Raw genomic sequence first — 22,538 nt, forward strand, 5'->3', positions numbered from 1 at the left:
GTAGAAGCCCGGCCCCGGCTGGGGGCCGGGCTTCTACGGCGGCGGAGGCTGGTACTCCCCGGCACCTGCCCAGGTGCAGACGGTAGTCACTGAATAGAGAACAGACTTTCAGGCGGCGCAAGCCGCCTTCTTTTTTGCCCCGGCGGGGGGCCTCAGCAAATTAGTGACCCGGTTCGCAACATGGAAATTGTTTAAAAACTAACTGGTAAGCTGAGTTAAAATATTGTTAAACCGACGATTCAGATCGGCAGACACGACGACACATAATGATTCAGGAGTAATACCTTGGAAAAGGTTTGGCTAACACGGTATCCCTCTGACGTTCCGGCCGAGATTGACCCGGATCGCCACGGCTCATTGATTGAGATGTTTGAAAACGCAGTGCTTCGCTACGCTGACCAACCGGCGTTTATCAATATGGGGGAGGTGATGACCTTCCGCAAACTGGAGGAGCGCAGCCGCGATTTTGCTGCCTATCTGCAACATGACCTGAAGCTGAAAAAAGGCGACCGCGTCGCCCTGATGATGCCCAACCTGCTGCAATACCCGATCGCCCTGTTCGGCGTACTGCGGGCCGGGATGGTCGTGGTCAACGTTAACCCGCTCTACACCCCGCGCGAACTGGAACACCAGCTCAATGACAGCGGTGCCAGCGCCATTGTGATTGTCTCCAACTTCGCCCATACGCTGGAAAAAGTGGTCTACAACACCCAGGTGCGGCATGTGATCCTGACCCGGCTGGGCGACCAGCTCTCGGCGGCCAAAGGCACGCTGGTCAACTTCGTGGTGAAATACATCAAACGGCTGGTGCCGAAATACCACCTGCCGGATGCCATCTCGTTCCGCACGGCGCTCCAGCGCGGCCGCCGGCTCGAGTATGTCAAACCGGACATCACCAACGACGATCTGGCGTTCCTGCAATATACCGGCGGCACCACCGGCGTGGCGAAAGGCGCGATGCTGACCCACCGCAATATGCAGGCCAACCTGGAGCAGTCGAAAGCCGCCTACGCGCCGCTGTTGCGCGCCGGGCATGAACTGGTGGTGACGGCGCTGCCGCTGTACCACATTTTCGCCCTGACGGTGAATTGCCTGCTGTTTATTGAGCGCGGCGGCAGCAATCTGCTGATCACCAACCCGCGTGACATTAACGGGCTGGTCAAAGAGCTGGCGAAATACCCGTTCACGGCGCTGACCGGCGTCAATACGCTCTACAATGCGCTGCTGAATAACCCGGAGTTCCAGACGCTCGACTTTTCCACGCTGCGGCTCTCGGTCGGCGGCGGCATGGCGGTGCAGCGCGCGGTGGCGGAGAAGTGGGAGAAACTCACCGGCAAGCACCTGCTTGAAGGCTATGGCCTCACCGAGTGTGCCCCGCTGGTGACCGGCAACCCTTATGACCTCAAACACTACAGCGGCAGCATCGGCCTGCCGGTGCCCTCTACGGACATCCGGCTGGTGGATGACCAGGGGCGGGATGTGCCGATGGGCGAGCCGGGCGAGCTGCTGATCCGTGGCCCGCAGGTGATGCGCGGTTACTGGCAACGGCCTGATGCCACAGCAGAAGTGCTGAAAGAGGGCTGGCTCTCGACCGGTGATATCGTTACAGTGGATGAGCAGGGCTTTTTGCGGATTGTGGATCGCAAAAAAGATATGATCCTGGTCTCCGGGTTCAATGTGTACCCGAATGAGATTGAGGATGTGCTGATGCAGCACCCGAAAGTGCTGGAAGCCGCTGCCATCGGCGTGCCCAGCGAGGCCTCCGGTGAAGCGGTGAAAGTCTGTGTGGTGCGCAAAGAGCCGTCCCTGACGCAAGAGGAGCTGCTGGCCCACTGCCGCCGCCACCTGACCGGCTATAAAGTGCCGAGAATTATTGAATTCCGTGATGAGCTGCCGAAATCGAATGTCGGTAAGATCCTGCGCCGTGAACTGCGCGACGAACATGTGAAAGCCAGGCAGAATGCCGCCGCCTGAACGGGTTTGTCATCCATCCCACAACGCCGGCCTGTGCCGGCGTTGTCACGTATCATCCTTTAGCCGTAAGAGAGTGACGTTTTGAATTATCAGTTGATCACCACCAATTCTGAGCTGGAAGAAGTCTGCCTTCATGCCCGCCAACATGCGCGCATCGCCCTGGATACGGAGTTTATCCGTACCCGCACCTACTATCCGCAACTGGGCCTGATCCAGCTGTTTGACGGTGAGCGGCTCTCCCTGATTGATCCACTGACCATTACCGGGTGGCAACCCTTCCGTGACCTGCTGCAAGATGAGCAGGTGATTAAATTCCTGCACGCCGGCAGTGAGGATCTGGAGGTGTTCCTGAACGCCTTTAACGCCCTGCCGACGCCGATGATCGACACCCAAATTCTGGCGGCCTTCACCGGGCGCCCGCTCTCCTGCGGCTTTGCCAAGCTGGTGGCGGAGTACATGGGCGTGGAGCTGGACAAGAGCGAGTCCCGCACCGACTGGCTGGCACGGCCGCTGAGCAGCCGCCAGTGTGATTACGCGGCGGCCGATGTGTTCTATTTACTGCCGATGGCGCTGCGTCTGGAGCAGGAGGCAAAAGACGCGGGCTGGCTGGAGGCGGCGCTGGACGAGTGCCGCGCACTCTGCCGCCGCCGCAGTGAGGTGCTGGCGCCGGAACTGGCGTACCGTGAAATCAGCAATGCCTGGCAGCTGCGTACCCGCCAGCTGGCGTGCCTGCAAAAACTGGCAGCCTGGCGCCTGCAACAGGCCCGCCAGCGCGATTTAGCCGTCAACTTTGTGGTGCGTGAGGAGAACCTCTGGCAGGTAGCGCGTTACCAGCCCACCTCGCTGGCCGAGCTGGATACCCTGGGGCTGAGCGGCCCGGAGATCCGTTACCACGGGCGGACGCTGCTTTCCCTGGTGGAAGAGGGCAATGCTGTGCCGGATGAGGCATTACCGCCGCCGGTCACGAACCTTATCGATCAGCCGGGCTATAAGCGGGCCTTTAAAGAGCTGAAAGCGGTGATTCAGGAAGCGAGTGAAACCAGTGGCCTGAGTGTGGAATTGCTTGCGTCGCGGCGGCAAATTAACCAGTTGCTGAATTGGCATTGGGGCTTAAAACAAGGTGACAATCAACCTGAATTAATGTCCGGCTGGCGGGGCGCATTATTGGCTGAAAAATTATCAGCGGTATTAAAAGATTTTTAATAATTAAGCAGGCTGAAAGGGAAGGAGACTTTTTGGCCGCTGAAAAAGGGCTCACGGAATAAATTTATTCTGAATAGGCGGCGAAGGTAAGAATAACGCAGCAGGATGCCAGCGTATTTGAGATAAGTCTTAATGGGTCGCCGCCCTATTATTAAGGGTCGTTATCACCGGATGCTGTTATTTGCTGGATGTCCGTACAGTAATATAACAGGATAAGCCAGACGGGTGACCGCCCCCTGCATCAACACAGGGGGAGATTAACCCGCTTCACTCATTTCGGTGGTTCTTCTGTATCCGGCAGAGTGACGTTTAATTCCAATACCGAAATATCGTCGCCTTTTTGCTCAAACTGAACGTGCAGCATCTCAGGGTCGATTTGGATATATTTACAAATCACCGCCAGAATATCGCGCTTGAGATCCGGTAAATACGGGGGCTCAGAGTCCCCGCGGCGGCGTTCAGCAACGATGATTTGCAGCCGTTCCTTGGCTATATTGGCTGTCGATTTTTTGCGGGACAGAAAAAAGTCTAACAATGCCATGATTTATCCCCCAAAAAGGCGTTTCAGGAAGCCCTTCTTCTCTTCTTCAACGAAACGGAAAGGACGCTCCTCGCCCAGCAGGCGCGCCACGGTGTCATCATATGCCTTACCGGCGTCCGATTCCTGGTCAAGGATCACCGGTTCGCCCTGGTTGGACGCACGCAGCACGGACTGGTCTTCCGGGATAACGCCCACCAGCGGAATACGCAGGATCTCCAGCACGTCTTCCATGCTCAGCATGTCACCGCGGTTCACCCGCCCTGGGTTATAGCGCGTCAGCAGCAGGTGCTCCTTGATCGGCCCCTGGCCCTGTTCGGCACGGCGGGATTTGGAGGAGAGAATGCCCAGGATGCGGTCGGAGTCACGCACGGAAGAGACTTCCGGGTTAGTGGTGATGATCGCCTCATCCGCGAAGTAAAGCGCCATCAGCGCACCGGTTTCGATACCGGCCGGTGAGTCACAGATGATGAACTCAAAGTCCATTGCCACCAGGTCGTTAAGGATTTTTTCCACGCCTTCGCGGGTCAGGGCATCTTTGTCGCGGGTCTGTGAAGCAGGCAGGATGTAGAGCTGTTCGGTGCGCTTGTCTTTGATCAGCGCCTGGTTCAGCGTCGCATCGCCCTGGATAACATTGACAAAATCATAGACCACGCGGCGCTCACACCCCATGATCAAATCAAGATTACGCAGCCCGATGTCAAAGTCGATGACAACGGTCTTTTTCCCTTTCTGGGCTAAGCCGGTAGCAATGGCCGCGCTTGATGTAGTCTTGCCAACGCCCCCTTTACCCGATGTAACAACAATAATGCGTGCCATGAAAAGATTCCTTGTAAAAGGGCTTAGTTTAAAGGTTGTATGGTTAACACGTTCTCTATCAGGCTGAGGCGCGCTGCCTGGCCGGCATATTCCGGCGGGATCTGGTCACTCAGCCAGTACTGCCCGGCAATAGACACGAGCTCAGCACTCAGATGCGTGCAGAAAATCTGGCATTGCGCGTCGCCTGACGCGCCCGCCAGTGCGCGGCCGCGCATCATTCCATAAACATGGATGTTGCCGTCGGCGATAAGTTCAGCCCCGGCACTGACGCTGCTGGTGACGATTAAATCACTGTTACGTGCGTAAATCTGTTGCCCGGAGCGGACAGGGGTATTAATGATGCGCGTTTTTGCCGGCACATTCTCCGGCACGGCGGGGGCCGGTGGCGGCGCGGCTTTCTGGCCCTTGCCTTCACTCAGTAGCGGCAACCCGGCGCGCGTGATGGCGCGTTTTAACTGCTCATCTTTACAGCCGCTGATGCCGACAACACGCAGACCTGCAGAAGCAACAGCCTGTTGAATCTCTCTCCAGTTAACCTCACCGCTCAGGGAGGCCACGTTGATGACAACAGGGGCATCCTTGAGGAAAGCCGGGGCCTGATCGACTTTATCCTGTAGTGCCTGACGAATAACCTCAGGCTGCGAATGGTGTAAGTGAACCACCGACAGGGTAAAACTGCTGCCTTTTAGCTCAATGGGCGATTGTGACATCTATCCTGACTCAGTTTCAGCAACGTAAATCCCCGGAACAGCACCCGGGGGGCGATATTCCGATGTACGCTAAGCATGTTATAGTCACCGGTATATCTAGGCAAGACACCGCCCCCATTAAAAAGAGTTAAAAAAATGCTTTGCATGATTTATAGAAGTTCAAAACGCGACCAAACTTATCTTTACATCGAAAAAAGAGACGATTTCTCCCGTGTGCCGGAGGAGTTGATGAAAAGTTTTGGCCAACCTCAGTTTGCGATGACCATCAATCTGGCGAATCGTCAAAAATTAGCCAACGCGGATATTGAAAAAGTCCGCGAGGCATTGGCAGAGCAGGGCTATTATTTGCAGTTGCCGCCGCCGGTTGAATCATTATTGAAACAGCCCCTGGATAATAAGCCGGAATAATGGGCAATAAGCAGCTTGCAGTGTAATTTCTGCGGAAAATGTGAACGGTGACGCATTGAGCGATCGCACGCGGCACATTTCCGCAGGGCCGGCACTGGTCTATCCTGAAGGATCAGATTGGCATAAAAAGGACGACACGTATGAAACAGAGAGCTGTGGCCGCGCTTATCGGCGCACTGACCCTGGCCGGTTGCGCCGGTAAGAACCACGCTGCCCCGGCCGCTGCTCCGGCGGCAACACCGGCCGCCCAGCCGGCTGCCCCCTCAGACAGGATGCTGGCCCCGAAAGCGGCCACGCAGACCACGCTGGCCGCCCAGGGGCGTGACCCGGCAGAATTCCCGGCCTATGTCGAACAGCTGAAACAGCAGGCACGGGCGCAGGGCATCAGTGAAGCCACCCTTGAGAGCGCCTTTGCCAACATCCATTTTGTTGACCGGGTGATAAAATCCGATCGCAATCAGCTGGAGAAAAAAGTCACCCTGGATGATTACCTGGCCCGCGTGCTGCCGGCCTGGAAAATTGAGCAGGGCAAAACCCAGTACCATGACCACCAGGCGCAACTTGATGCCGCCGCGCAACGCTACGGCGTGCAGGCGAACTATATTGTGGCGCTGTGGGGCATGGAGAGCAGCTTCGGCAAAATCCAGGGCAAAGAGGATGTGATCTCCGCCCTTGCCACCCTGGCCTTTGAGGGGCGGCGCGAAGCCTTCTTTACCAAAGAGCTGATGGCCGCGCTGAACATTATCCAGCAGGGCCACATTGCCGCCGATCAGATGAAAGGATCCTGGGCCGGGGCGATGGGGCAGTCACAGTTTATGCCGACCTCGTTTTTGAATTACGGCGCGGACGGCGACGGCGACGGCCGCATCGACATCTGGAATGACCCAAGTGATGTGTTTGCCTCGGCCGCCAATTACCTGGCGACCGAAGGGTGGAAACCGGGGCAAAGCTGGGGCCAGGAGGTGCGCCTGCCGGCGGGCTTCAGCGCCGATCTGGCCGGGACAAAAACGAACCAGGCCAAAAGCGTGGCACAGTGGCAGCAACTGGGCGTCACCCCGGCGGACAGCAAAGCGTTACCGGGCAACACCACCCGCGCCTGGATTATCACCCCGGATGACCTGCAGGGCCGGGCATTTATGGTTTACGATAATTTCCGCACCATTATGCACTGGAACCGCTCGTACTACTTTGCCATCAGCATCGGCATGATGGCCGACGGCGTGGCCGGGTAAATCCGGAACTGTCTGCCCGGTGGGCCGGGCGGGCCTCATCATGAACGCGTTTACGCAGGAGAAGGGCATGTATCAACATCGTGACTGGCAGGGTTGCCTGCTGGACTACCCGGTCAGCAAAGTAGTCTGTGTTGGCAGTAACTATGCGAAACATATCAAGGAGATGGGTAATCAGGTGTCGGCTGAGCCGGTGGTGTTTATCAAGCCGGAAACTGCGTTGTGTGACCTGCGCCAGCCGTTGTCGATCCCGAAAGAGTTCGGCTCGGTGCATCATGAGGTTGAGCTGGCGGTGCTGATTGGTTCGCCGCTGAAGCAGGCGAGTGAGGAGCGGGTCGCCAATGCTGTCGCCGGTTATGGCGTTGCGCTGGATCTGACCCTGCGCGATCTGCAGGCGGAGTTCAAGAAAGCGGGCCAGCCCTGGGAGAAAGCCAAAGGGTTTGATAACTCCTGCCCGGTCTCCGGTTTCATTCCGGTGGCGGAATTTGGCGATCCGCAGCAGGCGCAACTGAAACTGACCGTCAATGGCGAGGTACGCCAGCACGGCAGCACCGCCGATATGATCACCCCGATCCTGCCGCTTATCAGCTATATGAGCAAATTCTTCACCCTGCGCCCCGGCGATATCATCCTGACCGGCACGCCGGAAGGGGTCGGGCCGATGGCCGGCGGCGACACGCTGGAGATTTCCCTGAACGGCCAGACACTGACCACCCGCGTCCTGTAACCCGCCTCCGCCCGGTGACCGGGCGGAAAACTTGCATCTGCCGGGTAAAAGGTCTATACAGGCTGCGTCTTTTTACTTATCAGGTATCGCATATGTCCCAACTTCCCTTTTGGCAGCAAAAATCCTTGTCTGAAATGTCGGACGACGAATGGGAATCGTTGTGTGACGGCTGCGGGCAATGCTGCCTGCACAAGCTGATTGATGAAGACACGGACGAAATCTATTTCACCAATGTGGCCTGTAACCAGCTCAATATTAAATCCTGCCAGTGCCGTAACTATGACCGGCGTTTTTCCCTGGAAGAGGACTGCATCAAACTGACGCGGGAAAACCTCACCACCTTTGACTGGTTACCGCCCACCTGCGCCTATCGCCTGATTGGTGAAGGCAAAAAGCTGTTGCCGTGGCACCCGCTGTTAACCGGCTCTAAATCAGCCATGCATGGCGAACGTATCTCGGTGCGGAATATTGCCGTGCGCGAAAGCGATGTGGTGGACTGGCAGGACCATATTTTAAATAAACCGGATTGGGCGCAGTAAGCGACGCACCTTGTCAGGGGTGCGCCTCTTCTTCTCCGGCGGCAGCGGTGCGGATACGCTGTCAATATGCCCCACGATAAACGGCCTCTTTACCTGAGGCCGTTTTGCTTTCTGGGAAATATTCGCCAAAAAAATAATGAATTTATATAAATACGTTTTATAAATGATTCCCTACAGCACGCGATGACATACAGGCAACATTTGCATGATGTTGTCTTATTTTATGGCTGACATCAGCCCGATTTTCTTTTTTATCATCCCATTTGGTACAGAACTTTCTTATCTCTCTGCACCTGACCGCTGCCAAAAACTTTTTTAAGTCTGAATTATTTTTACCGGCGAGTGAGAGTGGTAAATTAACCGGCAGTTTTTTAGTGAGCAGGTTGCATAACGGGTATCGGATAAACAGAGTCAGAACAAGGAGGGAAATATGTCAACCAAAGCGCGTTTTTTTAAAAAGGTGCAACAAAACAGCACGATTACCGTGTCGGATGAGCGCTCTGTAGAAGCAGATATTCAGGCGTTTTGCCGGCGGATGGACGCGCTGGCCCGGCAAGTGCGCCAATGGTTTGAAGGCTCCGCGATTGAAGTGATTGTCTCGCAGAAATATCTGCATGACCTGAGCACCATTGGATTCAGCCTTAACAGCGGCTCTGTCTGTTATGAAATCACCACGATCACACTGCGGCATGGGCTGCGGAGCGTCACCATTATGCCGGAACAGCTCTGGCGGGCGGGGGACAAAGGCTGTGTGACACTGACCATTGACACCGCCGCAGGCGCAGCCGGTAAGCAGAAATTCTGTTTACGCATGGCGCCTGAGAGCGGCTGGCTTATCCGTGATGCGTCCCAGGCTTCAGCCGACAGTATCCCCCTGACGGAAGAGGTATTCTTCCAGACCATCGAAACGCTGGCCTGAAAAGCCAGGTGCTGATAAAGGCCGGCAGGCCATTGCCATTGGCTGTGGCGGCGTCATCTGATACCGCCGGGCACTATAAAACGGCAACGGACGGGATGCCGGCCTTTGTCATCAGGGTAACCGCCATAACACCGCGCCCTTATACCCGCAGGCCCTTATAGATTCCTGTCTCTTTCCCCCTGACCCTGTACCCCACCCGTAAGCCGCACTGTCAGATAATACCCCCGGCCAGGGGGTAATTGATTAAGCCTCCGGCAGGGTTTTTCTTTTTTAAAAACGTCGCTGGGACGCCTCAATAATGCTAAATGATACGGCTGAGGAAATATCATCTGCCGAAGACGTCACGGATGATAAATAGAGAATAAAAAAGATTAGGGATTATCCCGGCCATAACAAAATAATTTCCTCGCAGCCGGGTGATGACCGTCAGGGATAACCGTACATGATGGCCGCCCGTTTATCGCAGAAGGAGTTCCATTATGGTATCTAAAAGTCAAAAGCGCGGCATTGCTTACGATCTCTCATCAGTTAACGATCTCAAGGCTATTTCGGCGGGGATTTCCTGGTATTACAACTGGGGGGCCTCTCCCCATAGCAGCCTGCCATTTTCCCTCTCCGCCGTGCACGGCGTTGACTATATTCCGATGCTGTGGAATGAGAATTTCCATGAGGCATCGGTATTACGGTTCTTCAGGGAAAACCCCGGCATAAAATATATGCTGGTGCTGAACGAGCCTACCATCGGATTACAGGCCTATACTGAGCCGCAACGGGCGGCGGAGCTTTGGCCCCGGTTTGAGAATATCGCCCGCCAGGTGGGGGTGAGCATCGTTGGCCCGCAAGTGACCTGGGGAACCATGCCGGACTATCAGGCACCGGCTGACTGGCTGGACGCCTTTATCGCGGCCTATATCACCAACAACGGCAAACCGCCGCAAATCGATTTTCTGGGCTTCCACTGGTACGACTACGGGCTGGAAGACCAGCTGAACCTGCTCGCCCGGTTTGGGAAGCCGTTTTGGGTCACGGAATTTGCCAACGCCCACAGCCGGCAGGATGGGGCGCAGATCGACTCGCTGGAAAAACAGAAAGCCCAGATGAGTGAGATGGTCGCGTTATGTGAGCGGCGGGAGGATGTGTTTCGCTATGCGTGGTTCACCGGGCGGGTCAATCCCGATCCCCATTTTCAGCGCTTGTTTGAGGGCGACGGTGAGCTGTCTGCGCTGGGGCAGTACTATATTTCCTTACCCCACTAAAAACCGTGCCCTGCTGGCAACACGCCGCACCCGGCAAAAACATCGCCCTGCCGCTGGGTGAGAGCGGCAGGCCAGAGAATACCGGCAACGTGAATCACAAAAAGGCTGCCCCCGGCGGCCTTTTTTACGTGCTGAAAAGACACAGATCAGCAAACGCAGATTAACTGCTTGTTAACAGTAAAACGCACCCCTATTATCTTATGCACATTACGGTTAGGGATAAGCGACGGAAAAACGTCGATTAATTTCAAAAAAAGCGCTGTTAACTTCCATCGCCGGTGCAAAAGCGTGCCACACGGCGGGCCGTTAACAAAATCACTATACCGCCATTGCTGGTAAGGAAGACGTGACGATGAAATGCTCTTTTGTCAGGCTCATATCGCTCGCTGCTGTTTTTTGCCCCGTATCAACCTCGTTTGCCGACGATCTGGATCTTTACTCCATCCATACTGCCTCCTTTGTGTATCACGCCTTTGCCCCCAAAGATCGTTATGAGCAATTTTTCAAAAATGAGCTGTTCGCCGTTGAACGGCGCATGGACAGCACCTCAGACTACAGCCTCTACGCCGGCACCATGATCAACAGTGAAGGTGACCGCTGCGTTTTGCTCGGGGTCGATAAAAAGTGGGCGGAATACAATAACTGGACGGTTGAGGGAATTTACCTGTATGCCGGGGAGTTCTTCTTTAAATCCTTCTCACACTGCGGCGATTCCGGTGCCTATCACGATATACAAAAGGTCACGGGCGTCGGCTTTGCCCCCTACATTTATCACGGGGTTAAATACAACGTTAACCGTTATGTCGGCCTGCGGGCCGGGTTTATCCTGCCGGTAATTACCGTGCTGAGCGTACAGATTAATTTCTAAGGCAGAAAGGGGCAGGGCAGCGCCCCGCTTTTCCGCTGACGGCGCAGTCACAGGCCATCATGCCGCGGTGGCTGAGGCCACGCAGCCCTAAAAAATCTCATAAAGAGAATATGGCCGTTTGTGATGTACCAAAAATAGCGCCTGGTTACCCGCTTGCTATCATCAGGTTGTCTTATATAAGCAGGGGGTTTTATGACTGGAAACGGCTTTTTAACGGTACTTTCATGGGTGGCACTTCTTTTCACGGTATTTTATTTGATTCGCGCGGCAGTGCGTGCCAATCAACATATGGAATTACTGAAACAGATGGTGGAAAACCAGGAGACGCTTATTTTCATGCTCTCCAAAACACCCAATGTTTACCCTTTCACCACGGCATCGGTGGCGAAGAAAAGGGGCGAGACGCTTAAGGACGAGAAATAACGCTGTACAGCGAACCGCTATTAACCCGCTCCGGCGGGTTTTTTATCGCCGCAACGCGGCCTGGGCCGGCCATTTAAGGGTGTGCGGGGCGGTGTATCACCAGAATAATTCATGTGTTTTCGGGATGATGCCGCTATTTTTTATAATAAGAAAACTCAACGAGACTGCCTATAAAATATCAAGGATAAATACGGTGAAATAATGAGGTTTTTTATATTGCTGAGTTTATTGGCGTTGCTACGCTATCAATGCGTTCGCGATATTATCAGGAGGTCTTATGACAAGTTTCTTAGTAACGGCAATCATCTCCTGGCTTATCTCCTCAGCGGTTATTTATCAGGTCGTTAAAGGGGTAGCCGGTGAAAGCGGTACAGCATTCTGGATAACGACGCTTATTTCCTGGGGGTTTGGGGCCTTTATTCTTTTCAATGCCGTTCTATGATCCCTGTCGGGCGGAAACATGAATAAAGGGTAATGTGATTCAGGCTGAAAACATCAAATGGAATAACCTATCAGGAGGGCTTCTGTTTCCCCGTGTTGCCGGCGCTGCGTTGGCGGCGTAACAAGCGGCCTGCCTCTCAGTCTGCAAAGCCGCCCATCCCTGTTTTTCTTGTCAGAACAAGGCGCTGGCATCACATAATAAATCTCAATGAGAATCTTTCTCTTTTATTTTTGCGTTTTTTCACATCCGCTTCCATGCTTGTTGTGCAACATTCAATCAACGCAACGAGAGGAGGTTGGTATGTTTCACCATTCATCGAAGCTGCAATATCCGGTACGCGTAGAAAAGCCCGATCCTGAGTTTGCCATGCTGCTGCAACAGGCTATTGGCGGGGTGGAGGGGGAAATCCGCGTGGCGATGCAGTATTTCTTCCAGGCGATGGGTGCCCGTGGCGACGCCAGAATCAAAGATTTATTGATTTCGACAGCAACCGAGGAGTTAGCCCACATTGAAATGCTTGGCTACGCTGTCGCATTAAATCTTGAAGGCGCGCCGCTCTCTTATCAGGAAGCCTCAGCCCAGGACCCGGTGGTTAACGCCATTCTGGGCGGCATGAACCCGCGCCATATCCTGTCTTCCGGGCTGTCAGCCATGCCGGTTAACGCCAATGGCGTTCCTTTTGATATGAGCCATATCTATGCGTCAGGCAACGTGGCGGCTGACATGCTGGCCAACGTTACCGCTGAGGCCACCGGGCGGGTACTGGCGACCCGGTTGTATAACATGACGGAAGATAAAGGGATGAAGGATTTCCTCTCGTTCCTGATTGCCCGTGACACCATGCACCAGCAGCAGTGGCTGGCGGTGATTGAGGATATGGGCGGCATTGGCGCGTCATTGCCGATCCCGAACAGTTTCCCGCAGGAAGGGGAGGCCACCGAGCACTCTTACTACTGCCTGAATACCTCGCTGGACAAACCTCTGCCGGAAGGCCGCTGGAGCCAGGGGCCGTCTTACGATGGGCGTGGCCAGTTCACGGCCAAACAGGAACCGGAACTGCTGGGCGACGAGCCGCTGCTGGGCAATGCCCGGCCGGGTTCCGGCGCACAACAGGAGCAGATGAGCACCACCGGCCTGCCGCCGGACCAGCCGGTATAAGGCGGCGGTGTGCCGCTCCCGCCTCAGGCCGCGCGATAGCGTGGCCTTTTTTATTTCCGGCGTTTTGCCATAAAAAAAACCGGCGCGAAGACCGGTCAGGTGGTTGCTATCATCATTTTATAATTAGACGAGGCGCCGTAGCGCTGCGGCAGAATAGGCACTGTGCATGACAGCCTGATGACAAGCTGCAAAAAAGTGCGCATCACGTCTGGGCGGTGGGCTGTTTACGTCTTGTTGCATTCTTATTCTACCCGGCGCAGGGCGCGCCGGCCGCGGCATACCGGGCGCTGAACCGGGCAGGGGCCGCGCTTTTTTGCCGTGCTTCCGGTACAAAGGGGAAAATTAACTATACTTATCACCTGTATACACTTTATTTGCGTATCACACACCGGAGGATAACGATGACGATTCATAAGAAAGGTCAGGCACACTGGGAAGGCGATATCAAACAGGGTAAGGGGCACATCTCCACGGAGAGCGGGGCGCTGAATCAGCAACCCTACGGCTTCAATACCCGTTTTGAAGGAAAAGCCGGGACCAATCCGGAAGAGCTGATCGGCGCAGCACACGCGGCCTGTTTCTCAATGGCGCTGTCACTGATGCTGGGGGAAGAGGGGTATACGCCAAAGAGCATTGATACCACCGCAGACGTCTCCCTGGACAAAGTGGGCGGCGGCTATGCGATTACCAAAGTGGCGCTCAACAGCAACGTGACGCTGCCGGGGATTGAAAAAGAGACATTCGATAAAATCATCAACAAAGCCAAAGCGGGCTGCCCGGTTTCCCAGTTAATCAGCGCCGAGATTACGCTGGATTACCAACTGCAAAACTGAGTAGCGTGAACCCCGCCCGCCGGGCGGGGTGTTCAGCCGGCCCTATTTACGCCTTTCCCCGCGTTACCACGACGCCGTTAACTTATCGACAACCACCCGCCCCTGGGCATCATGCTGGGTAATCCGGCAATCTGCCGGGTAAGAGCGGCGCGTATTCAGCTTATCAAACACAGACACTTTCCCTTTCACAACGCCATGCCGATCGGTTATCTGGTAGACCCGGATCTCTTCCTGGCCCTGGTTCGCCAGCCGGACATAATCAATTTGTTCAAGGGTATCGCTATCGGTTAATTGCAGGTGATCTCTTAACATTTTTATTACCTCTTGTTAGGTAGGGGGGAAGTATATGCCTGATATTTATGGTTTCAATCGAATATTTGATTTGATCAATCCGGCAGGCAGGCGTAAAGGCTTGGAAAGATAAACTTTGAAATTCAATGGGTTAAGAGTAAAGGCTTAAAAAGCACCGGGCGGGGAAGGCGGGCATAAAAAAACCGCCGGAGGGCGGTTTTGGAAAGGTCATGCTTAGCTGGAAGCCAGTTTTTGCAGCAGGGTAAGTTGGGTGACGGCCTCATCCATGGCATCCATCCCTCCTGCCAGCGTTTTCAGCTGCCCCAGGTTAGCGGCAATGTCATGGCGTTCACGGCCGGTATCGGCACTCATGGCGGCAATCCGGTCGGCGGCGGAAATGCTCTGGTCCGCCATCCCCTGGGTGGTTTCCACCGTGGTGGTGGCCACGGAACGGATATGGGAGATGGTCACTACCGCCTCATTGATATGCTTGCGGGTGGCATCAGCCTGCTCTTTGGCAGACTGCGCCAGCCGCCGCACCTCGCCCGCCACTACCGCAAAGCCGCGTCCGGCCTCACCGGCACGGGCTGCCTCGACGGCCGCGTTCAGTGCCAACAGGTTGGTCTGGAACGCAATGGTACTGATGCCGCCGGTGATGGTGGTGATCCCGGCTGAGATCTGCTCGAGAGAGTCCAGCCCGCTCTCCAGCCGGCCTTGCGCCTCGCGGCTTGCAATTGCCGCATCACTGATGGCGCGGATGCTGCTTTCTGCCAGCGACAGTGTCTCGCTCTGGCTGACGGTGGCCTGCTCCAGTTGCGGCAGCGTGGTCATCAGCGGGGCCAGCCCATGCTGGTACTCCACCACCCGGCCAATCACTTTTGACTGGATCCCATGCAGCGCCTCCCAGCGGCGCAAGGCGCGCTGGGTATAGTGCGCCGCAAAGTTGGCGTACTCAATCGGGAAACGGGTCATGGCGTTGACCTGGTGATCGAAGAACACCAGCGCCGAGAGCGTCTGGTTGATCGGCACCCCGAGGATCTCACCAAAGCTTGAGAACCCGGCCGCCGGCACCCCCTCAAAGAAGCGTGCGCCGGGCAGCTCCGCGGTGTTGCCGACCCGCCGCAGGATGCAGTCATTCAGCAGCATGGCGGAAGGTTTGCCGTGCTGGGTGACAAACGCCTGCCAGTCGCGCCGGGTGGTGCCTTTGAAATCCGTGGCCTTGAGCAGGTAGAGCCGGTCACCAAATTCCAGATCGCAGAAAAAGGTGAGATGGTCCGGCTGGAAGGTGGCAACTGAACGGATGAAGTATTCATTGTCGACCTTCACCGCAAAGGTCAGCCCGGTAAGCCGTTCGCTGACCTGGTGCGGCGCACAGCGCAGGTAGTTCGCCAATGCCTCCAGGATCGGTTGCGGGCGGCCGTTGGCATCAAACACCGACGTCAGGGTGCGGGCTACCGGGTCCGCCTGGGCCACCAGCCAGCTTTGCGCGGTCGGCTCAAAGTTCTGGCTTTTGAACGGCGCAAAGGATTTCCCCTCGGCCATCTCGCAGAACACAATCACCGCTTTGCCCTGCAACACCGCGTCACCGGTGCCGATATAGGTGCCGTCAAACTCCAGCGAGCCACCGGCCGAGCCGCCGATCGCCAGGCATGGGAAACGGCCGGACGCGTACCAGGCCTGCATCAGGAAGCCTTCCGAAGCGGAGAGGCCGTCGCAATACACCATCGCGAACGTCCGGTCAGCCGAGAGCGGCATACTGACGCGCAACCGATCCAGCTCGCCACGGATGGCCGCGACCCGTTGCTGGGCAGACATCCCGGCGCGCACCTGTAAATCCACCACATGCACTTCATGGCGGGTAATCAGGCTTTGCGGCAGCCAGAGCCAGCTGCCCTGGCGGCTGTTCTGGTCACAATAGGTGGAGCCTTGCGCCTGGTTGCCGAGCGCCCCGTAAGAGGAGAGGGCCAGCACAGTGCGGTTGGCGGAGGCCAGGCGTTGCCAGGCCGCATTGACGCGGTGGAAATCCGCGCCGGGTGGCGTAAATGCCATTAACAGGCCGCCTTTATTCGGCAGGCCCAACGCACTGAGTGAGGCGGGTAACGCGCCGCAATCAAAAACACCGCTGGCCGGCCGGCTGCGCCCGAAGGGCAGCATTGAGCCAAAAAAATCAGAGCGGGTGCGGGGTGTCGGCATAATGCCCATGGTGTTACCTATTTTTAGTAAAGCGCAAAAAAAGAGAGCAAATCCTTACCGAATACAGTGTCTGTCTCTCGGGATACCCGTAAAGCCGGCGGCGCCTTGCGGACACAAACGCATCCTTTCTTCGCCGGCAATACGTACTCGTCATGGCGTCATCCTTACAGGTGACAACAGGGGTATCGGCGAAATAGTTCAGTAACGTGAGTAAAATTTGCGTCGGCAGGCGATTTATTTTCGTATGTTAAGTGTTTGTTTAGAAAGCTTTGCACGCTGGCAGGGGAATTTGGATTAAGGGCCAAAAGCGGAGGAATATTTCAGCAGGCTCGCCACGTTTTTCAGGCGAAAAAAAGCCCACAACGGAGAGCGGGCGTAGGGATAGTACCGATCATTACTGTGGATCTGCGCCCACCCCATTGATAGTAGTCAGCTTACCCTGAGATTGGAACTGGTAGAAATCTCAAAAAAAAGCCCGCCACCAGGGCGGGCCGGAACGTTATCCGCTACAAGAGGCTCCTATAGCGTGATTATCAAAAGGGGTAATAATCACTGCGAAATAATAACGCATGTCATTTTTAAATCAATAACCTTTTGAAAATAAAAGTCTTTTAGGAAAATTCCGGCTTTTTTTTGCCCATTCCGGCCAAAAATAGGCTGACCGGGCAGAAATAAAAGTAAAAACCCGCTCATCGGCGGGTTATTGTTTTTATGGTACTGCTTTTTTTAAAACCTGGTGTGGTGCAGACATCGCGTGTTCTGGTTGTCTGGCACTACAATCGCATATTGCCCGGTGGGGCGTAAATCGGTTCACACTATTGATTTAATAGGCTGAGTGAATCAGCGCCCAGCAGGGCGAAAAACAGCCGTAACAAAAACGGCACCCATAGGGTGCCGTCATTGTGCTGTTTTTGGGGCTTAGCGGCCAAAAAGGTCACGTTTACGCGGCCGGAAGAACTGGGCCAGCAGCACCAGCAGCGCGACCAGCAGGTAGCCCGCCGAAATGACCACCAGCCATTGCGGCATACCGAGTGACAAAAATTCCCACTGTTTCTCCGCGCAGTCGCCGGTGGCGACAAACATGCCCGGCACCCATTTGTCCAGCGGCAGCCAGCTGGGGAAGCGGGCGGCAAAATCACAGGTGGTGAACGGGGACGGGTGCAGCTGGATCATCGTATGCTCCCAGGAGAGGCGCAGCCCTTCCCAGGCGCTGTAAATCCAGCCGAGCAGCGCCACATAACGCAACGGCGTGGCCGGGGCCAGCGCACCCACCACCCCGGCGAAGAAAACCCCCAGCAGGGCGCAGCGCTCATAAATGCACATGACGCAGGGTTTCAGCAGCATCACATGCTGAAAATAGAGCGCGGCCAGCTCCAGGGCCAACGCCGTCAGTGCCAGCAGTAACCAGGCACCGCGCCCGCGTGAGCATTGGTTAAGAAATTGCAACATATCGAGTTTATCCCTGCAGTAAATGCCTGAGCGGCAGTGTAAACCAATTCAGCGGCGCTGCCAGCTACCGCAAAGCAAATATGCGTAAAAAGCGGGGGGACATAGCCGTGCGGGAGGGGCAGGAGGGCGCGCCACGGAAAGCGGGGCTGGCCGCACAAAATCGGGCAATGGCTGCGCAGGTTACCTGAATGTTAGCTTTTGGTGCTATAACCTGCTAAAGACGTCTGGTATGATGAGCTGAATTTTATGGCTTACATTCGTCGCTACGGAACGTTAAACACATGGTTATTAAGGCGCAAAGTCCTGCCGGTTTCGCGGAAGAGTACATTATCGAAAGTATCTGGAATAATCGCTTCCCCCCTGGCTCTATTTTGCCCGCGGAGCGTGAGTTATCAGAGTTGATCGGGGTGACCCGCACCACGCTGCGTGAAGTTCTGCAACGCCTGGCCCGTGATGGCTGGCTGACCATTCAGCACGGCAAACCGACCAGGGTCAATAATTTCTGGGAAACCTCCGGGCTGAACATCCTTGAGACGCTGGCACGGCTGGATCATGACAGCGTGCCGCAACTGATTGATAACCTGCTGGCGGTGCGCACCAATATCGCCTCGATCTTTATCCGCACCGCCGTGCGCCAGCACCCGGAAAAGACGCTGGAGATCCTGGCGCAGGCCGGTCACGTTGATGACCACGCTGACGCCTTCAGCGAGCTGGATTACGGCATCTTCCGCGGGCTGGCCTTTGCCTCCGGCAACCCGATTTACGGCCTGATCCTGAACGGGCTGCGCGGGCTGTATATGCGGGTCGGCCGTTACTACTTCTCCAACCCGGATGCGCGCAAACTGGCGCTGGCGTTTTATGCCCGGCTGGCCGAGCTGAGCCAGGACAAACTCTACGATCAGGTGATGGAGTGTGTGCGTAACTACGGCAAAGAGAGCGGGGCGATCTGGCACAGTATGCAGGGCACCATGCCAAGCACGCTGACCACCGAAACCCGCCGCTGAGCCGCCAGGCAAACAGCGCAGCAAAAAGGCACCCCCAGGGTGCCTTTTTTTATGCCGCGCGCAGCCGGCTCACAGCGGTGTGGTGCGTGCCGGGCAGCGCTCCAGCAATTCGATGCTGCCGTCTTCGCTTTTCTGCTCCATATAGACATCAAAGCCCCACAGGCGATGGATATGTTTCATCACCTCGCGGCGGCTCTTGTCCAGCGGCGCGCGCTCATGCGGGATGTAACGCAGCGTCAGCGAGCGGTCACCGCGCAGGTCAACGTTCCAGACCTGGATGTTCGGCTCGTGGTTGCTGAGGTTGTACTGCGCCGACAGCTCCTGGCGGATGGCGCGGTAGCCCTCTTCGTTGTGGATCGCCGAGATCTCCAGGAAGTTGTTGTGGTCATCATCCAGCACGGTGAACAGGCGGAAATCACGCATCACTTTTGGCGACAGGAACTGGCTGATAAAGCTCTCGTCCTTGAAGTCACGCATCGCAAAATGCAGCGTGTCGAGCCAGTCAGACCCGGCGATGTCCGGGAACCAGTAGCGGTCTTCCTCGGTGGGGTTCTGGCAGATCCGCTTGATGTCCTGGAACATCGCGAAGCCCAGTGCATAAGGGTTGATGCCGCTGTAATAAGGGCTGTTGTAGGGCGGCTGGTAGACCACGTTGGTGTGGCTGTGCAGGAACTCCAGCATAAAGCGCTCCGTCACCAGCCCCTCGTCATACATGTGGTTAAGGATGGTGTAGTGCCAGAAAGTCGCCCAGCCTTCGTTCATCACCTGTGTCTGTTTCTGCGGGTAGAAATACTGGCTGATTTTACGCACGATGCGCAGCACCTCACGCTGCCACGGCTCCAGCAGCGGCGCATTCTTCTCCATAAAGTAGAGTAAATTCTCCTGCGGCTCGGCCGGGAAGCGGCGCGCCACTTCCGGCACTTCCTCACGCTCACGGCGCGGCAGGGTTTTCCACAGTGAATTCACCTGGCTTTGCAGGTACTCCTCACGGCTTTTCTGCCGGGCGCGCTCCTCCTGCAGGGAGACTTTCTGCGGCCGTTTGTAGCGGTCAACGCCGTAGTTCATCAGCGCGTGGCAGGAGTCGAGCAGCTTCTCCACCTCCACCGCGCCGTAACGCTCCTCGCACTCACTGATGTAGTGGCGGGCAAACAGCAGGTAATCGACGATGGAACCGGCATCGGTCCAGCTGCGGAACAGGTAGTTGTTTTTGAAGAAGGAGTTGTGGCCGTAGCAGGCGTGGGCCATCACCAGCGCCTGCATGGTCATGGTGTTCTCTTCCATCAGGTAAGCGATGCACGGATCGGAGTTAATCACGATCTCATACGCCAGCCCCTGCTGGCCATGTTTGTAGCGCTGTTCTGTCTCGATGAATTTTTTGCCGAACGACCAGTGGGTATAGTTGATCGGCATCCCGATGCTGGAGTAGGCGTCCATCATCTGCTCAGAGGTAATCACCTCAATCTGATGCGGGTAGGTATCCAGCCGGTAATGTTTGGCTACCCGGTCAATCTGCTCGAGATAAGTCTGGAGCAGTTCAAACGTCCAGTCCGGGCCATCACTCAGGCGTTCCTGCTTAATCTGCTCTTGCGTCATAGTCATCAGCGCACCCTCATTGTTGTCAGGCCTGATCGTTCCGGCCTCCTATCAATCGTAGCTCAAACTTTATGCATCGGGCAGGCCGCCTGCCGCTAAACCGGCGCGCCGGGGCGTGATTGCCGTGCAAAAGCAGCCATTTAGTGCGGCGGCAGCGGCGGCACCCACGGCGCGGCAGCCCGCACCCGGACGGGCCAGAGCCTATCCTACGCCCTCTGCCGGCGGGGTGCCCAGCCTCTTTGCTGCGAAGTGTGAGGGATTAACGGATAAGCACAGGATTTTCGTCTGCGATAAACGGCCTGTTCAGGCACGATATGTGGCGAAAGAGGGGGCGGCGCATGGCGATCTGTTTGTCGACAGCAATGCTGTCATTGCTGTCAAAATGCGGGCTTTTTTCTGCCTGAATGGGCAGTTCACGGGATCTTATCGCTATTTCGTTGCGCCTATTGAAAAAAACCGGGGGATAAAGGATAAATATTTGTGAAAATTATCACGACTATTGCGGATATTGTTGGACGGTCATTTCTGTTGGGTTAATTTAACGTTAACAGAAGATTGTGCTTTTAATACCTTGAGGTGGAGTCGCTATGCGGGTTTTGGTATTGGGAAGTGGCGTAGTGGGCGTGGCCAGCGCCTGGTATCTGGCGAAAGCAGGGCATGACGTCACGGTGGTGGATCGCCAGCCCGGCCCGGCAGAAGAGACCAGCGCCGGTAACGCAGGCCAGATCTCCCCCGGTTATGCCGCACCCTGGGCTGCCCCCGGCGTGCCGCTCAAGGCCGTCAAATGGATGTTCCAGCGCCACGCGCCGCTGGCCATCCGCCTGGACGGCAGCAGCTTCCAGCTGCGCTGGATGTGGCAGATGCTGCGTAACTGTGACATGCGCCACTACCAGACCAACAAAGGGCGCATGGTGCGCCTGTCCGAATACAGCCGCGACTGCCTCAAAGCCCTGCGCCGTGACACCGGCATCCGCTACGAGGGGCGGCAGGGCGGCACGCTGCAACTGTTCCGCACCGCCCAGCAGTATGAGAATGCCGCCAAAGATATCGCGGTATTGCAGGACGCCGGGGTGCCGTACCAGTTGCTGGAATCCGCCCAGCTTGCCGGCGTGGAACCGGCGCTGGCCGGGGTGGCGCACAAGCTGACCGGCGGCCTGCGCCTGCCGAATGACGAAACCGGGGATTGCCAGCTCTTTACCCGCCAGCTGGCGGAGATGGCGAAGCAGGCCGGGGTCACCTTCCTGTTTAACCGCAGTGTGGATCGCCTGCTGGTGGAGGGAAACAGCCTGCGCGGCGTGCAGTGCGGCAATGAAACCCTCACCGCCGACAGCTATGTGGTGGCGTTTGGTTCCTATTCCACGGCGTTGCTGGAAGGGCTGGTGTCTATCCCGGTTTACCCGCTGAAAGGGTACTCGCTGACCATCCCGATCACTGACCCGGCGGGCGCGCCGCACTCCACCGTGCTGGATGAAACTTACAAAATCGCCATTACCCGCTTTGATAACCGCATCCGCGTCGGCGGCATGGCGGAGATTGTCGGCTTCAACACCGGGCTGGCGCAGGCGCGGCGCGACACGCTGGAAATGGTGGTGAAAGACCTCTACCCGCACGGCGGCAACGTGGAGCAGGCCACCTTCTGGACCGGCCTGCGGCCGATGACGCCGGACGGCACGCCCATCGTCGGCAAAACCCCGCTGAAAAACCTCTACCTCAACACCGGCCACGGCACCCTGGGCTGGACGATGGCCTGCGGCTCCGGCCAGTTGCTGGCGGACATCATCTCCGGCGTGACCCCGGCTATCCCGTATGAGGATCTCTCGGTGGCGCGTTACCAGCAGGGCTTTGCGGCCAGCCCGGCCCACGGCCGCCCGCGCATCCACCCGGTCAGCTGAACCGGCACCCTGCCGCGCGTGCCCGCGCGCGGCGATGTACGCCCTTTTATTCATTGAGCAGTGTTAACCG

23 protein-coding genes are annotated in these 22,538 nt (G+C 56.4%); 16 read left to right on the top strand and 7 right to left on the bottom strand.

Annotated features, from left to right (window positions below):
- The first annotated feature begins 285 nt into the window (after nucleotides 1-285).
- Both fadD and rnd read left to right on the top strand, forming a co-directional pair.
- Nucleotides 286-1,974 carry a long-chain-fatty-acid--CoA ligase FadD gene (fadD, locus tag JK232_RS18350; RefSeq protein ID WP_072930033.1) on the top strand — a complete coding sequence of 563 codons (1,689 nt, stop codon included), beginning with the start codon at nucleotides 286-288 and terminating at the stop codon, nucleotides 1,972-1,974.
- Between the two features lie 81 nt (nucleotides 1,975-2,055).
- Entirely contained in the window at nucleotides 2,056-3,177 is a 1,122-nt protein-coding gene (gene rnd / locus JK232_RS18355) for a ribonuclease D (protein WP_072930031.1), read from the top strand.
- Nucleotides 3,178-3,448: 271 nt separating this feature from the next.
- Here the strand turns inward: rnd and minE are convergent, their stop codons facing one another.
- From minE to minC, 3 genes are read right to left on the bottom strand one after another with little or no spacing between them, the layout of a single operon-like run.
- Nucleotides 3,449-3,718 (bottom strand): cell division topological specificity factor MinE, encoded by a 270-nt coding sequence (minE, locus tag JK232_RS18360; protein ID WP_072930029.1) that lies wholly within the window; start codon nucleotides 3,716-3,718, stop codon nucleotides 3,449-3,451.
- A gap of 3 nt (nucleotides 3,719-3,721) precedes the next feature.
- A complete protein-coding gene (minD, locus tag JK232_RS18365) occupies nucleotides 3,722-4,534 on the bottom strand; it encodes a septum site-determining protein MinD (RefSeq protein WP_072930027.1) in 813 nt (270 codons plus the stop codon).
- Nucleotides 4,535-4,557: 23 nt separating this feature from the next.
- Nucleotides 4,558-5,244 carry a septum site-determining protein MinC gene (gene minC, locus JK232_RS18370; RefSeq protein ID WP_072930025.1) on the bottom strand — a complete coding sequence of 229 codons (687 nt, stop codon included), beginning with the start codon at nucleotides 5,242-5,244 and terminating at the stop codon, nucleotides 4,558-4,560.
- Between the two features lie 135 nt (nucleotides 5,245-5,379).
- Between minC and JK232_RS18375 the strand changes: the two genes are divergently transcribed.
- The 11 genes from JK232_RS18375 to JK232_RS18425 all read left to right on the top strand — a co-directional run bounded on the left by JK232_RS18375 (nucleotide 5,380) and on the right by JK232_RS18425 (nucleotide 14,046).
- Complete coding sequence (locus JK232_RS18375) at nucleotides 5,380-5,652, top strand: YcgL domain-containing protein (protein WP_072930023.1); 273 nt, start codon at nucleotides 5,380-5,382, stop codon at nucleotides 5,650-5,652.
- Between the two features lie 140 nt (nucleotides 5,653-5,792).
- Nucleotides 5,793-6,884: a lytic murein transglycosylase gene (locus JK232_RS18380; protein WP_072930021.1), complete on the top strand. Its 1,092-nt coding sequence runs from the start codon at nucleotides 5,793-5,795 to the stop codon at nucleotides 6,882-6,884.
- A 67-nt stretch (nucleotides 6,885-6,951) separates the two neighbouring features.
- Nucleotides 6,952-7,608: a fumarylacetoacetate hydrolase family protein gene (locus JK232_RS18385; protein ID WP_072930019.1), complete on the top strand. Its 657-nt coding sequence runs from the start codon at nucleotides 6,952-6,954 to the stop codon at nucleotides 7,606-7,608.
- Nucleotides 7,609-7,700: 92 nt separating this feature from the next.
- Nucleotides 7,701-8,147 (top strand): YcgN family cysteine cluster protein, encoded by a 447-nt coding sequence (locus JK232_RS18390; protein WP_072930017.1) that lies wholly within the window; start codon nucleotides 7,701-7,703, stop codon nucleotides 8,145-8,147.
- A 430-nt stretch (nucleotides 8,148-8,577) separates the two neighbouring features.
- Nucleotides 8,578-9,066, top strand: a complete 489-nt coding sequence (locus JK232_RS18395) for a hypothetical protein (protein WP_072929916.1) — start codon at nucleotides 8,578-8,580, stop codon at nucleotides 9,064-9,066.
- Between the two features lie 479 nt (nucleotides 9,067-9,545).
- Nucleotides 9,546-10,322 carry a glycosyl hydrolase gene (locus tag JK232_RS18400; protein WP_212589562.1) on the top strand — a complete coding sequence of 259 codons (777 nt, stop codon included), beginning with the start codon at nucleotides 9,546-9,548 and terminating at the stop codon, nucleotides 10,320-10,322.
- Nucleotides 10,323-10,674: 352 nt separating this feature from the next.
- Nucleotides 10,675-11,190, top strand: coding sequence for a hypothetical protein (locus tag JK232_RS18405; protein WP_072929911.1), 516 nt, complete (start codon nucleotides 10,675-10,677; stop codon nucleotides 11,188-11,190).
- A gap of 192 nt (nucleotides 11,191-11,382) precedes the next feature.
- The gene (locus tag JK232_RS18410; RefSeq protein ID WP_101828437.1) at nucleotides 11,383-11,613 is read left to right on the top strand and encodes a YebO family protein; all 231 of its coding nucleotides are present in this window, start codon (nucleotides 11,383-11,385) and stop codon (nucleotides 11,611-11,613) included.
- A gap of 277 nt (nucleotides 11,614-11,890) precedes the next feature.
- Nucleotides 11,891-12,055, top strand: a complete 165-nt coding sequence (locus JK232_RS18415) for a hypothetical protein (RefSeq protein WP_165698441.1) — start codon at nucleotides 11,891-11,893, stop codon at nucleotides 12,053-12,055.
- A gap of 300 nt (nucleotides 12,056-12,355) precedes the next feature.
- The gene (locus JK232_RS18420; protein WP_072929907.1) at nucleotides 12,356-13,213 is read left to right on the top strand and encodes a manganese catalase family protein; all 858 of its coding nucleotides are present in this window, start codon (nucleotides 12,356-12,358) and stop codon (nucleotides 13,211-13,213) included.
- Nucleotides 13,214-13,614: 401 nt separating this feature from the next.
- The gene (locus JK232_RS18425) at nucleotides 13,615-14,046 is read left to right on the top strand and encodes an OsmC family protein (protein ID WP_072929905.1); all 432 of its coding nucleotides are present in this window, start codon (nucleotides 13,615-13,617) and stop codon (nucleotides 14,044-14,046) included.
- 63 nt (nucleotides 14,047-14,109) lie between these two features.
- Here the strand turns inward: JK232_RS18425 and JK232_RS18430 are convergent, their stop codons facing one another.
- The 3 genes from JK232_RS18430 to dsbB all read right to left on the bottom strand — a co-directional run bounded on the left by JK232_RS18430 (nucleotide 14,110) and on the right by dsbB (nucleotide 17,979).
- On the bottom strand, nucleotides 14,110-14,358 hold the full coding sequence (locus JK232_RS18430; protein ID WP_072929903.1) for a hypothetical protein: 249 nt from the start codon (nucleotides 14,356-14,358) through the stop codon (nucleotides 14,110-14,112).
- Nucleotides 14,359-14,571: 213 nt separating this feature from the next.
- Nucleotides 14,572-16,530 carry a methyl-accepting chemotaxis protein gene (locus tag JK232_RS18435; protein ID WP_101854448.1) on the bottom strand — a complete coding sequence of 653 codons (1,959 nt, stop codon included), beginning with the start codon at nucleotides 16,528-16,530 and terminating at the stop codon, nucleotides 14,572-14,574.
- Nucleotides 16,531-17,448: 918 nt separating this feature from the next.
- Complete coding sequence (gene dsbB, locus JK232_RS18440; RefSeq protein WP_072929899.1) at nucleotides 17,449-17,979, bottom strand: disulfide bond formation protein DsbB; 531 nt, start codon at nucleotides 17,977-17,979, stop codon at nucleotides 17,449-17,451.
- Between the two features lie 281 nt (nucleotides 17,980-18,260).
- Here dsbB and fadR point away from each other — a divergent pair, with 281 nt between their 5' ends.
- Complete coding sequence (fadR, locus tag JK232_RS18445) at nucleotides 18,261-18,983, top strand: fatty acid metabolism transcriptional regulator FadR (protein ID WP_072929897.1); 723 nt, start codon at nucleotides 18,261-18,263, stop codon at nucleotides 18,981-18,983.
- Between the two features lie 69 nt (nucleotides 18,984-19,052).
- On the opposite strand, the gene JK232_RS18450 is transcribed toward fadR, so the two are convergent.
- Nucleotides 19,053-20,582, bottom strand: a complete 1,530-nt coding sequence (locus JK232_RS18450; RefSeq protein WP_394853970.1) for a SpoVR family protein — start codon at nucleotides 20,580-20,582, stop codon at nucleotides 19,053-19,055.
- A gap of 109 nt (nucleotides 20,583-20,691) precedes the next feature.
- Between JK232_RS18450 and JK232_RS18455 the strand changes: the two genes are divergently transcribed.
- Together JK232_RS18455 and JK232_RS18460 are read left to right on the top strand one after the other, a co-directional pair.
- A complete protein-coding gene (locus JK232_RS18455) occupies nucleotides 20,692-21,060 on the top strand; it encodes a hypothetical protein (protein ID WP_212589563.1) in 369 nt (122 codons plus the stop codon).
- Nucleotides 21,061-21,163: 103 nt separating this feature from the next.
- The gene (locus tag JK232_RS18460; protein ID WP_072929891.1) at nucleotides 21,164-22,468 is read left to right on the top strand and encodes a D-amino acid dehydrogenase; all 1,305 of its coding nucleotides are present in this window, start codon (nucleotides 21,164-21,166) and stop codon (nucleotides 22,466-22,468) included.
- The last annotated feature ends 70 nt before the right edge of the window (nucleotides 22,469-22,538 follow it).

This window comes from Nissabacter archeti (genome assembly GCF_018257325.1).
Lineage (GTDB): Bacteria > Pseudomonadota > Gammaproteobacteria > Enterobacterales > Enterobacteriaceae > Chimaeribacter > Chimaeribacter arupi.